We start from the raw sequence: 13,326 nt of genomic DNA, 5'->3' as shown, positions 1-13,326 counted from the left end.
AAGCTGTGGGAGAAGTGTGGATAAAGCTGTGGAAAACGGGTTGTGGATAAGTTATGCAGATTACCCCACAGCTGGATACAGGCTTTTTCCCGTCGCAAAAAATTGTGCTAAGTTGCTGAATTAAAGAAGCTAGTCAAATCAGTCCACAGAGTTGTTCCGCCTATTGTCTTTATAGGATTTTGATTTATGTTACTTGTTAAAACACAACGCGACGCACTGCTGGCTCCTTTGCAATCCGTTTCGGGCATCGTCGAGCGCAAGCACACGCTGCCGATTCTCTCCAACGTGCTGCTGGAAAAACGGGGCGATGCGCTGACCTTGCTGGCAACGGACATCGAAATTCAGATCACGACAACGGCAACCGGTGCAGGCGACGGTGAAGGCTCGGTGACCGTCGGCGCACGCAAGCTGCAGGACATCCTGCGTTCGCTGCCTGATAGCGCCGAGGTCAGCCTCATTCTCGAAGACCGTCGCCTGCAAGTGCGTGCCGGACGCAGCCGTTTCAGTTTGCAGACGCTGCCGGCGGAAGATTTTCCGCGCATGGCGCTCGCTGACGGTCAGGCGAAGAGTTTCACCGTGACGCAAAAGCAGTTCCGCCGTCTGCTGGCGCAGACGCAATATTCGATGGCAGCGCAGGATGTGCGTTACTATCTCAACGGCTTGCTGCTGATCGTCGATGGCGCCGAGTTGCGCGCGGTGGCGACCGACGGGCACCGGCTGGCGTTTGCCAGCATGTCGCTCGATGGAGCCCTGCCCGGCGATACGCCGCGCCAGGAACTCATCCTGCCACGCAAGACGGTGCTGGAGTTGAATCGCCAGCTGGCCGACAGCGACGAGCCGCTCGAACTGGCGATGACGGCCAACCAGATTCGCTTCACCTTCGGCTCGACGGTACTGGTCTCCAAGCTGATCGACGGGAAGTTCCCCGATTTTCAGCGCGTCATCCCCGCCTCCCTGCGCAACACCGTGACGCTCAACCGCGCTGCGCTGCTGCAGTCGATGGTGCGTGCGGCGATTCTCACCAATGAGAAATTCCGCGGTGTTCGGCTGTTGCTCTCGGCCGGATCGCTGAAGATCATTGCCGCCAATGCCGAGCAGGAAGAAGCCTTGGAGGAAATCGAGGTTGATTATTCCGGCGACGCGCTCGATGTCGGTTTCAACGTCGGGTATTTGCTGGACGTATTGAATAATTCCATCGTTGATACCGTGCAACTGGGATTCAATGACGCTAATTCGAGTTCGCTGATTACCCTTCCGGGGGATGACCGATTCAAATATGTCGTCATGCCGATGCGCATCTAGACGTAACTAAGGTGCTGGCCGGCGCCGCACAGGTGCCGGCCTTTGCTTTTTCGCGGTAGAACCTTTAGGTTTTGATTGGAATACGGGAATTCGCATGACTGATAAAATAGCCCAGCCTGCTTACGACGAATCGAGCATCCAGCAACTCGAAGGACTGGAGGCGGTGCGCAAGCGGCCGGGGATGTATATCGGTGATACCTCGGATGGTACGGGTCTTCACCACATGGTTTTCGAGGTGGTCGATAACGCGATTGACGAAGCGCTCGCCGGGTATTGCGACGATATCGTCATTACCATTCACGCGGATAACTCGATTTCGGTGTCGGATAACGGTCGCGGTATTCCGACCGGGGTGAAGTTCGACGACAAGCACGAACCGAAGCGTTCGGCGGCGGAAATCGTCATGTGCGTGCTGCACGCGGGTGGCAAGTTCAATCAGAACTCGTACAAGGTTTCGGGGGGGCTGCACGGCGTTGGCGTCTCGTGCGTCAACGCGCTGTCAAAGTGGCTGCGCCTGAGCATTTCGCGCGAGGGCAAGAAGTACCTGCTCGAATTCAATCGCGGCGCGGTAGTGGATCGTCTGGTGGAAGTGCAAAACGGCGTCGAGGTTTCGCCGCTGCGCGTCGTCGGTAACACCGCCAAGCGCGGTACGGAAGTGCACTTCCTGGCCGATGAGGAAATCTTCGGCAAGATCGAATTTCATTACGAAATTCTCGCCAAACGTTTACGCGAGCTGTCGTTCCTGAATAACGGCGTGAAAATCCGCCTCGTCGATCAGCGCAATAACAAGATCGAGGATTTTGCCTTTGCAGGTGGCGTTAAAGGTTTCGTCGAATACGTCAACCGCAGCAAGGCGGTGTTGCATCCGAATATCTTCCACTCCAGCGGCGATTCGGTTTTGCCCGGCGGTGGTGTGATCAGCGTCGAAGTGGCGATGCAGTGGAATGATTCGTACGCCGAGCAGGTATTGTGCTTTACCAATAACATTCCGCAGTCGGACGGCGGTACGCACTTGACCGGTTTGCGTACGGCGATGACGCGGATCATTAATAAATACATCGAAGAGCACGATATCGCGAAAAAGGCGAAGGTCGATATTACCGGCGACGACATGCGCGAAGGTTTGGCGTGTGTGTTGTCGGTGAAGATGCCCGATCCGAAGTTCGCTTCGCAGACGAAGATGAAGCTGGTGTCGTCGGAGGCGCGTCCGGCGGTTGAAGAAGTCGTCGCAGCCCGTCTGACCGAGTTTTTGCAGGAGCGCCCGGCGGACGCCAAGGTGATTACCGGCAAGATCGTCGAAGCGGCGCGAGCCCGTGAGGCTGCGCGCAAGGCGCGTGAGATGACGCGACGCAAGGGGGTGCTCGACGGCGTTGGCCTGCCGGGCAAGCTCGCCGACTGCCAGGAGAAGGATCCGGCGCTGTGCGAACTGTACCTCGTCGAAGGTGACTCCGCCGGTGGCTCGGCCAAGCAGGGGCGCGACCGCAAGTTCCAGGCGATCCTGCCGCTCAAGGGCAAGATTCTCAACGTCGAGAAGGCACGCTTCGACAAGCTGATCTCGTCGCAGGAAATCGCCACGCTGATCACGGCGCTCGGCACCGGCATCGGCAAGGAAGAGTACAAGCCTGAGAAGCTGCGCTACCACCGCATCATCATCATGACCGACGCGGACGTCGACGGCGCGCACATCCGTACGCTCTTGCTGACCTTCTTCTACCGGCAGATGCCGGAGCTGGTCGAGCGCGGCCACATCTACATCGCCCAGCCGCCGCTCTACAAGGTCAAGCATGGCAAGACCGAGCGCTACATCAAGGACGACTACGAACTGAACCAGTTCCTCCTGCGTCTCGCCCTTGAAGACGCATCGCTGACGCCGAAGATCGGTGCGGCGCCGATCACCGGTAGCGCGCTCGAAGCGCTGGCGCGCGAGTACCTGCTGGCCGAGGCGGTGATCAACCGCCTGTCGCATCTGATCAACCCGGAAGTGCTTCACGCCCTGGTGGATCGCAACCTCGCGCTGAATCTTGACGATCAGGCGAACGCCGAAGCCAGTGCGGCGGCGTTGATGGCGGCGGTTGGCCACGAACTGGCCGTCAACATCGTTGCTCACTACGACGAAGCGCAGGAACGTTGGCAGCTGCGTCTTGAGAAGATTCTGCACGGCAATCTCAAGGTCGGCATCATCGACGCCTCGCTGCTGCTCAGCGGCGACTACGCACAGCTGCGCAAGACCGGCGAACTTCTTGCCGATCTCTACGGTCCGGGCGCACTCATCGCACGGGGCGAGAAGCGGCAGTCGGTTGCCAGCTTCGCCGAGACCATGCGTTGGCTGCTCACGGAAGTGGAGCGCGGCATCAGCAAGCAGCGCTACAAAGGTCTGGGCGAAATGAACCCCGAGCAGTTGTGGGAGACGACGATGGATCCGACCGTTCGCCGTCTCCTGCGCGTGCAGATCGAAGACGCCATCGCGGCGGACGAGATTTTCACGATGCTGATGGGAGAACTGGTTGAACCGCGCCGTCAGTTCATCGAATCGAACGCGCTGGCTGCACGGAATATCGACGTTTGATCTTGTAGGATCTCATTGACTTCTAGATTTGTCTCAAAAGTCTAGATTTCGTGAGATTTGTTCGATAAAAAAGGCCGCTCGCATAGAGTGGCCTTTTTTGTTTTTAGGCGTCAAGTTTGACGGGGTGCTGATCGGCCGAAGCTGTCATTCAAGTGATCGCGCGCCGTGAGCACGTGAACGGCGGCTTTGAAATCCCATGGTCGCGAGGAATTCACTCACTGCGGCCGGCTAGGTTTACGAGTTTGCCCCCTGGAAGCAGTCGGTTGTGCCCCTAACAGCCGTGGCTTTATGCATTACGCCCTCAGCGCTCGCATTCACGTTCTAGGTCTAGCCTGCCCGGCAAAAGCAATACAAGTGAAGCCGTGGCATACGACGCCATGGAGGATCAGCAACTCGCAACTCATCGATGAATGCGACCACCAGCGTCAGAACTAGCGCAGGTACATCAGGACTTAATCAGGTCATTCGGTCCGGTGTACTCGAACGAGATCCGGTCTGCCGAACCGTTCGACGTTGCCACCGTGAGGCCGAGGGCCGTCTGGCTGAAGGGGTAACAAACCCTGCCCAATTCTCGGTAGTCGCTGCTGTAGATTACGCCTGCTTTCGGTCCAGAACCGACGATGCGCAGGGGCATCCCAGGTGGCATCGGCACGCCACCGTTCCACTGAACCGGTCCCGTGTATGCCGTGGTAGTCCACGGTGCTACGTAACCCGCTCCGTGCGGAGCAGTGAACTCTTTCCACAATTCGTGCGAGTTTTCAGTCGGCCAAGTGGGCATGACGCTCAAAGCCAGTACGGTGTCTGAGGCAAGCCAAGCACGCAGCCCCCTAGCGTCGTCGAAATCTGCATTTGTCGAGACTACCGCGTTGATGGCGCCAAGCCTCGACGCGAAGCCGGCCTTGATCAGAACCGCAGCCGGGACGGACAACGTTCCCGTTTCGACCGCAGCAACGGCGCTGCCGCTGCCCAAGTTCGGCAGCTGGTCGATGTCTACGTCGAGCGGATCCAAAACAGGCGCGTGGGCCTGTGCGCGAACCCGCACGGCTTCCATTGCCCACGGCAAGTTGTAGACGAATGCATGCTCGATGAGGGACATCACTTCGTCAGCATCGTCGTTCCCGAGCTCGGTAACTGGCGCTCCCTTCAGCCACTTTTCCAAGATTTTTCGCCAATCGAGGGGCAACGATTTCGGCTTAAACGGGGCAATCTCGAAGGCAATCTCGGCGAAGGTAACAATCGCCTGCACAGCTTCGTCGGTCTGTCCGCCGTCTACTGAGGTAGACGCCCTGAGCAGCAAGGACTCAAGCTCGTCGGCCTTTTCATCTAGTTTCCGCCCTGTCTCAAGGCCAACTCCGGCGAGAAAATAGCCGCGCCGTTGCGCCACTGTGGAGCTGCTCCAGATCAGCTTGGCGCGGGCCTTCAAACCGGAGAGAAGCGCCCTTTGAACACTTTCACTCTTTCGTGCGAGCCGGTGCATCAGCAGCGATGACGTCAGCACCTCATCGATCTTTGACTCAAGCTCTTCATCAGCAACTTGCGCATCCCCAAGCAAGCTGAAGATGGCAGTGTCTAGGCTCGTGAGATGTCGGGGCCAGTCTTCAACCGCGGCCGCTGCCAACCTCGCTCGCTCCCCAGGCACCGCTGCAAAGCTCCATGCACCCTGACCTGCCACATACGCGAGCAATGCATCGACATTCCTTGTCCCAAGCTTCTTGGCCATGCGATCCAGTAGCCAGTAAAGAAGTCGGAAGATGCCGCTCTCCATCTCACGTTGTTTGTCGCCGCGGATCAGACGCTTCCAGGCGTCTCGCCGCTTCTCGTGTTCGTCGAACATCGGGTAGAGCACCAACCCTTCGATGTCGACATATGCGCGGCCTGCCCGACCGACAACATTTCGGAACTCGGACTCATCGATCGCCTCACCTTGTCTGGAATGCCCGTGAAAGATGAGGCTGGTGGCCGCCAGGTTGAGTCCCTGCGCGAGGGTCGGTGACGACACCGTGAGCTTCAAAATGCCTTCTCTGAGCAAGTGCTCCACTTCCTTGCGGAACTGGGTGGGCAACTCGCCATGGTGGACCGCCACGCCCATGCGAAGGCACTTCAAAATGTCGTGATCCGGGCCGAACCACTCAGCCCCGACGGACAAAGCGGACGCGATAGCGGAGGCCGGAGGCGTAATGATCGGCGGGAGCAGCCCCCCGGTGCTGAGCTTGATGATGCGCTTAGCGAATGGCATGACCGACACGCGGATCGGACAAAAGACCAGCACCGACTGACCATCTTCAATCAGACGCCACGCCGTGAAAATGCACAGGTCGGTCTGCGATCCGGGCACTATCGCCGCGTTTGCGCGATTGGATGTCCTCTTGCCGACAACAAAGTTGGGAATGAACGGATGCTCGTCCCCAACCACCACGTTCAGCTGCGCGACCTTGGACTCTGGGTTCCAGTCAACCTCACCAAATCGAAGCCGCGTTGGACGCCAACCGTTCTTGATGAGTCCATCCGGCCGGTCGGCGGTGAGCCAAGCGGTGAAGTCAGCGAGTTGGTCACCATCAGGCAGGATGGCGGAAAGGCAGACGATGCGCCGGGAAGCTGCGTCAGGCCTCCGAAGCAGCCGCTGAATCTGTGCTTCGTAGCGCACCTCTCGCTCGCCGAGTCCGATCATGTGGCCTTCGTCAAGGACCACCAACCCCACATCGTCCAAGAGCGTCGGGTCGCTCCGAAGGGCGAAATCGAGCTTTTCGGGTGTCGACACCACGATGTCCCGCGACTTGAGCGTGTTGACATCGCTACTGCTGGCACCGATGCTGCCATAGAGGCTTGAGACGCTTTTGCCGAGCACGCTAAACGTGCGGCGCAGCGAGACCTCTGTTTGCGCAGACAAGGCACGCAAGGGCGTGACGAAAACGACTCGCTTGCCAGCCGCCAGGCACGCGAGGATGCACAGCTCTGCGATGCGCGTCTTTCCAGCGCTTGTAGGCAGTGACAGCACAAGGTTCGCGTCGTACTCTAGCACACGCTTCGCCGCTTCAATTTGGGACGGCCATAGCTCAATCTCCGACCGACCTCGGCATAGAAGCGAGGTGATGAACAGCTTGCGCAACGGTGCCCAATCGCCGATTGCTGCACCATCGGGACCGGACAAGGGCAGGATCGCGTGAAAGCTGCTGGACCAGAGGCCGTCGACGATGTATAGCGCCAAGCGATGCACCCACCACTGGCCGACGAAGTTCATGTCCCCCGCAACGGACAAGCCCTGCCTGAGACGTGCTTGTGCTTCGCCAATGAGATGCTGTTCGCCCCGCTCTAAAGCGAGCAGCGTCTGGGACATCGCCGACATGAAGTTGCCCTCTAAGCCAAGCAAGAGGGCCTCAGTCACACCTTCGCCGTCCTCAAGGGGGGCTCCCTGACCGTCGACTTCGAAAAGGGGATCCAAAGCAGCCATGATTTTGGCATCAGAGCCGACACCGGATTCGAACCAGCCAGCGACCGCACGGTTCACCCCGGCAAGATCCCGCAGCACCAGCTGTGCGAGGCATCCCTCAACGACAGACAGGTTGGCTTGCTCGAAATCCGATCTTAGAAGTGAGTAGGCGCGCGCGGAGAACCGCCCCAGGTGGTACGCGCAGCCCGCTACCAGGCGGTGAAAGTCCCGCAGCTCATCCCGCGCCCCTCGGGCAACGACTGCTTCGATGGACTCCGCCGCAACCTCGAACGCTTGCCGCGCAGTCGTGAAGTCGCCGCCCAGATCAAGATACCGCAAGCCATGGAGCAGCAGCGAGTAGCCGAACGAAAGCAGGTCCTCCGACAGGAGCGGACTGAAATTCGGCGCATCGATTGGCAGCTCGCCCGCGCGCCAAATCATTCCGCGCGCCTGCCCCCTTGCAAGCAGCTGTTGACGGTAACCCGCTTCAACCGCTTGACTGATGTTGGAGCGAAGCTCCTCTAGTGTGGTTGCCATCAGGCTCCCACGGCCGCGAAAACGGCTTTGATGAACTTCTGATGTTCAGGAACCCGCAGCCCGACATAGTACTGGGTCGCTGCCCCGGTGTAGCCGCTCAAGCTGGTTTGCAACAGCGTGGTGGTGTCGTTGCCGCTAAAGGCGAACAACATGTGCGCAACGTCCTTCGGCTTTAACGACTTATTCAATTGTGCATCGTCGATTGCGTCACGCAGGGGCTTGTCAGCAGGGTCAAGCAGCCGGTCGGCAACAAATCCCATTGAATGAGGCGACGGCAACTCGCCATAACCAGACAGCGCCTCTCGAGCCTTCGAGACGGTGGCAGCAGGCATGGTTGCACCGCTCTTGGACTCCGCCTTGAGTACAGTTAGTTTGCCGGTCACGAGGTTCAAGTTAAATCCCAACATGTCGTCACCCCGCATCGACATGTTTCGGTGGTCTTTGAACTGAAGACGTTTGATGCCCAGCGTGAATGGCGTCTTCTCGCGGACGAAAGTGGTGCACAACACCTCGCCGAGATCGCCTGACTTGAGCTGCGCGCTTTCCGGTAGCCGGTTCTGAATCAACTCAGCAACTTCGTGCCGCTGTAGGCGAGCGAACATATCTGCCAGTCGGCTCTGTGGCAAAAAATGCTCGGGCACCACATCTGCCACGATGGCGACCGCTGTATCAAACTTAGATGCATCTGCGGTCAGCATCGTGTGGCTATGCGGCGCACTGCACCCAACGACGACCTCCGTGCACCATTCGGCGAACCGTGTCATGCGATAAATCCTTCAACTATAGAATGCCCTCGCACCGGCGTGACTAACAATCGCTATCTCAACGCGGATGGCCTGTGACGGCGAGCCTCATGCCGCCGCGCACTGGGTGCTCAGGGAAACAATAATAGCTAGCAAAATGATATCCGGATTGAGCGTCGCAGTTTAGATGCAATGCCTATCAGCATGTAGGTAGCCTGAAAGCCGCCCTTTGCGAATGCCAGCTCTTGGTCGGGAGCTGATGGGCGCATTGGCTCACGTTAGCTGACATTCGCGAGCATATCCTCGTGACGTCGACGGGCCGCTTTGGCCGACTTCCGGTCCTCGGCCATTGCGGTCATTCAAACGATTCCTGCACCCCGTGTGTTTTGTCGCAGATTGCTGACGTGTAGGAGAAGTTGATTGTTAGACGGTATCAAATACGCCTTTACTGACACGCGAAAGAAGCTTCTTCTGATAGCAGGTCGAAACGGCGTTTGAGACGACGCTCTTCCAAGCCGCCTCCGTCATAGTGTCTTTGATCTCGCCGTATCTGTCGTACCATACTTTTGCGAGATTCGCCGTTCTAATTCGTGTTCCAATCGGCACTAGTGCAATCTGCGACTGAACCAGAGCGAGCGCAGCACGGTAGATGATCCGGCCCCAAGGCAGCTCTTGGTTGGGTAACTGACGGGCCCCGTTTTCAGCCACGTATCGCCGCGCTCGGTACGCGGCCAGTGAGATTGGTAGTGAGCCAAGCTGGGTAGGAGAGGCTTTTGCTTTACTGCTCGCATTAACCACTTCATCCAGGTTCCGCAATCGCGCCAATATCTCTGGACCAGGTCGGTCGCTGCATTCAGGCTCTGTCCCTAAACAGAATAAGCATTTCGGTCGGGCACTGTCATAGTGCGGGGAGAAACCGCAGCATTCGCACGTACGCAGCATCACACCGCTCACCCCCGATAGGTCTTGAGACAAGTTCTCCACAGGCCTCAGGTGCCTAAAGATGTCTCGCGCCTCTGTGTTCCAATAGAAAACCGGCCAATCGTAATGAGTTGTGAGAAAGTCCAACCAAAGCTCATCGGGCCCAGAATCGACGAATTCTGCAACCCAAGCACTCCATGAGGGACACCAACCCAGTGCAATCGTACTAAGCGACAGCCACTCAATGTCGACTGCTCCTCGAATCATGTTGCAGGCAAGGGATGCACCCCAAGCGCTCTCGGCTCGGGCTCGATTATCGTCGTTTTCCAAAACGAGTTCCTGAAAGCGTCCTCTCGTTTTCTGCCCTCCAAGGATCTCGGCAACATACAGAGCAACGAACGCCGTAGTCGCACGCGAGTAGGCGCAAAACAACTGCCCCTCGTCCATCTTCTCGGCTCCCAAGACAATAACGACCGGTGCCTCCAGTCCTCGGTAACGGGCAACCACTTCATGACTTACGCCGAGATCACTTAGCGTCGCTTCACCCTCTTCGGTTAGGCCAAACTTGCTCAACACAACGATATCGTCGCCATCGACGCCATCCGCCTTAAATTTCTGGACGAGATCAACCATCGCCTTCCAATCGTCTTCGACAACCAGTTCTCGAATCGTGTCCGCTTCTTCTGGCCGAGGACACTGGAGCTGGTACGAAACCGGCTTCACCTCCAATAGCCGTCCTGTTACAGCTTTTGGCATTCGCAGGGCAATGGTCAGAAGGAATGGCGCGTCAACGCTGATGAGCCGACAGAGGTCCTTCAACGACGTTCCCGTTTCAAATGGAAAGACCTGCGTCTCATCACAGAAGGCCAGAACTTTACTGTCGCGGAACCATTCAAGCAGAACGGCATACCACTCAGGCCGAAGCGCCTGAGCCTCATCGAGAATGAGGGCGTCGTAGGACTCAAGCAACATATCCTTCAGCGCCGCGCCGAGGTCACTTGAACACTCGGTTTTGTACCATTCCGCATTGCCAAAGGCCCCTGGCAAACCACGGCGCTTCCGAGCTTGCATACAGATGCCATGCCACGTCGATACCAGACCTTCGGCAGGTGAGAGGTGCAATTGTCTCGCTAGGTAGTCAGTCAAGAGGCTGTTGAAGGTCAGCACTAAAACGCGTTTCCCCTGACGGACCAACTCTCTGGCGAGAGCAATGCCAATCAGAGTCTTCCCGGTGCCTGGCCAGCCCGTAATCACCATACGAGACTGCCGCAACGCGGTAACGACTACGCTTTGCTGCTCCGTGGTAAGTGGCAGCCAGATGTGCGAGTCATAAATTACCCGCGTACCCCAGGTTGGTGAACCATCGAACTTCGGACACAATGTCTGGATCAGTTTGTCAAAAACAGCCTCGGTGAGCTCTGCTGTCTTCAGCGTCGCCTTCCAATACTGCATCATCTCGATAATTCGAGCGCCCAACTGCGATATTTGTCCCTTGTCGACGACGATGGACTGTGATGGGTTAACTGAGACGTCAACAAGGGCTGTGCTGATAATCTCATCGCCGAACTCGCTATCTGGAAAGATGAGCCCGTATCCCATAAGAAGCCTAAGGCTTTTGTCGGTTCCAAGCCACTGCGCGAGCCCGTGCATATTGCGTCTCGCCTGGTGCACTGGGGTGATGCACTTACCCGACTTGAGGTGGATGAATTCGAGGCCGTCGACTCGGTACCTGCCGCTCTTGACCTCAAGCACGAGGACACCAAGCTCCCGGTGAATAATCAGGAAGTCAATTTCGCCCGTTGGGGCAAACGACTCCGAAATCTCTTTGACGGCAGCGCACAGCCACGGCAAGCTGTGCACGACGGTAAAGTCGTCGGACAGCTGGTCTTTTATTAGTTTGAATAGGACCTTTTCGCCATAGCTTTCAGTCTCTAACGGCCCGAAGGCAGGAATCATTGTCGCCATAGTGATCCAACCAAGTCTTCGGCGTAGCCGACTTGCGCTTCATCGCTGCAAATCGGTCGCCTCTCTCAACAATTTAATTGCCAGCACGGGCTCGACGTGACGTACCAGGGTAAGGTGAGCCTAACACATGTCTTCGGACAACGAGATATCAAGCTGTAAACATTGCAGCATGTCTTCGGAATGCTACGACTGAAAGCAAGAACAGCATCAGTTTCAGGCCGCTAAGGTGATCTCCTGACATAGGGGTAGTCGTATATAGATTTAACACGGTGGACGGCGGCAATGCGCCGCATACTCGCCGCGCCGCTTCAATCGTTCCAATGACGGTAATGGCCAAAATATGTTCGGTTGGTGCTTTGAGGATTATTCGCCGTAGTAATTCGTCTGATTCAGCCTCATCATTGCTCGACCTCGTTAAGAGCGGTTCTCCGAAAATAAGAAAACTATTCAATCTGTTAAGGTGAAGTATTCTTCGCGTTACGCTACACTCGCGGATAGTTAATTGAAGGTGTCGTAAGGATGATTGGTGAGATCCTAAGTGCTCTGAATATCGTCGAGAAAGCTGGCCGGTTCTTCGTCTGGGTTCGGAAGACGCGGAAAGATCCCGCGGACACCGTGAGTAGCCGATTCATTGAGTTGTTCGAGAGCCATGACGTTCACCGGAATCAGATACCGCGATTCTTCGGCCATGGCCTTACGGTCAAGGATGTTCAAGACGAGGCGACGCTTCTTGGTAAGCTCGACGAGCCGCTGCTTGATGCGGCGTGTAGTCTTTTTGGAGTGCGCCGCGAATGGTTGGAGGGCGCGGAGTCTCAAGTTTATCCCTGCCACGATTTTTACAAGCATCCAGAAGAGGTCGCGCCCTTTCTGACGGCGTTGGCTGAGAAGAATCCTGAGGGTAGCCTTGATGGCGTATTGGTGGCCCCAGCCGAAAAAGAAGGGGTCGCTCTGGTTGTTCTCAGGGAGGCGATAGGAAGCGTCGGTGAGAAGCCGATCTATCGATACCACCTGTGCGGTAACTGGCTATTCGAATACTGGAAATCACGGGCGTACCTGACGGCATTTGTCGCCATTGCATGGAAGCACGGGGTTCATGTTCGTGGTTCATTCCTGCCATCGAAGGAGATAGAGCGGATCGCTGAAGGGGAAGCGCTGCTCTGTGCGGAGAACGGAGGCTCTATCTCAAAAGGTGTGAAGCTTTGGTATCCAGAAGATATGGCGTTGGAGCCCGAGGTCTATTTGTCCGGGATTGATCCCGAAAGCGACAAGTTTGGGCTGAAAGCGGCGTTGAATCTCTGGCTAAAGCTTGAGGAATACGGCTACATGGAAACGGGTTTGTCCATGTACAAAAGAGAGGTTGTTCGAGGCTCGTTTGAACAAGCGCTCGGAAGGCTATGAGGCAGTCGTGATTGGCTCTCTACCCACCAAACGTAGTGATGGGTGACGCGCTAGGTTGTCGCGATAGAACGGGATGATCCGTCCGATTGTCCCTGCAACCCATGGACATCTCTGCTCTCGAGGTGCTTCAGATCTCGAAAACGAAGCCTACTAGGCTGCTCTGGATCAGGTGTGGCTCGTTTTTCGCGACGCGCTTTCGCCCATAGCACCGACCAGGATGGACACGAACGGAGAATTCTGCCGAAGCTGCGCCGCGTACGGTGATGGGTCTTCGAGCATCTCCGCAGCCTTCTCGGGCTGCGCGAGCAGGGATTCCCAAGCGTCGATGTAGTCACGACTGCACAGGTTTTTCGCTCGCCACAATCGTACCTGTTCCATGGCGGATGCCACTGACCTGCCTGACTTCTTCGGACCACTTATTCCTGGAGAACGGCCTCCGGTTGGGTGGTTGATAAACGGGCTTTTTT

General features: G+C 57.0%; 7 protein-coding genes. 3 read left to right on the top strand and 4 right to left on the bottom strand.

The window, feature by feature from the left end; genetic code table 11:
* The first annotated feature begins 186 nt into the window (after positions 1-186).
* Entirely contained in the window at positions 187-1,302 is a 1,116-nt protein-coding gene (gene dnaN, locus GHK24_RS11550; RefSeq protein WP_153473045.1) for a DNA polymerase III subunit beta, read from the top strand.
* A gap of 94 nt (positions 1,303-1,396) precedes the next feature.
* Positions 1,397-3,868, top strand: coding sequence for a DNA topoisomerase (ATP-hydrolyzing) subunit B (gene gyrB, locus GHK24_RS11545; protein ID WP_153473044.1), 2,472 nt, complete (start codon positions 1,397-1,399; stop codon positions 3,866-3,868).
* Positions 3,869-4,313: 445 nt separating this feature from the next.
* Here gyrB and GHK24_RS11540 read toward each other — a convergent pair whose 3' ends face one another.
* From GHK24_RS11540 to GHK24_RS11530, 3 genes are all read right to left on the bottom strand, one after another.
* A complete protein-coding gene (locus tag GHK24_RS11540; RefSeq protein WP_153473043.1) occupies positions 4,314-7,832 on the bottom strand; it encodes a DEAD/DEAH box helicase in 3,519 nt (1,172 codons plus the stop codon).
* Positions 7,832-8,596, bottom strand: coding sequence for a Hachiman antiphage defense system protein HamA (locus tag GHK24_RS11535; RefSeq protein ID WP_153473042.1), 765 nt, complete (start codon positions 8,594-8,596; stop codon positions 7,832-7,834). Before GHK24_RS11535 ends, GHK24_RS11540 begins: the two co-directional genes overlap by 1 nt.
* 402 nt (positions 8,597-8,998) lie before the next feature.
* The gene (locus GHK24_RS11530) at positions 8,999-11,461 is read right to left on the bottom strand and encodes an AAA family ATPase (RefSeq protein WP_153473041.1); all 2,463 of its coding nucleotides are present in this window, start codon (positions 11,459-11,461) and stop codon (positions 8,999-9,001) included.
* Positions 11,462-11,980: 519 nt separating this feature from the next.
* Here GHK24_RS11530 and GHK24_RS11525 point away from each other — a divergent pair.
* Positions 11,981-12,859, top strand: coding sequence for a hypothetical protein (locus tag GHK24_RS11525; RefSeq protein WP_153473040.1), 879 nt, complete (start codon positions 11,981-11,983; stop codon positions 12,857-12,859).
* Positions 12,860-13,024: 165 nt separating this feature from the next.
* Here the strand turns inward: GHK24_RS11525 and GHK24_RS11520 are convergent.
* Positions 13,025-13,326, bottom strand: a 302-nt coding sequence (locus tag GHK24_RS11520; RefSeq protein WP_228384679.1) for a hypothetical protein, incomplete at its 5' end; no start/stop codon positions are given.

Source organism: Rhodocyclus gracilis (assembly GCF_009617575.1).
GTDB classification, from domain to species: domain Bacteria; phylum Pseudomonadota; class Gammaproteobacteria; order Burkholderiales; family Rhodocyclaceae; genus Rhodocyclus; species Rhodocyclus gracilis.
Note: the sequence above shows the minus strand (reverse complement) of the source record. Positions and strands in the feature narration are given on the sequence as shown.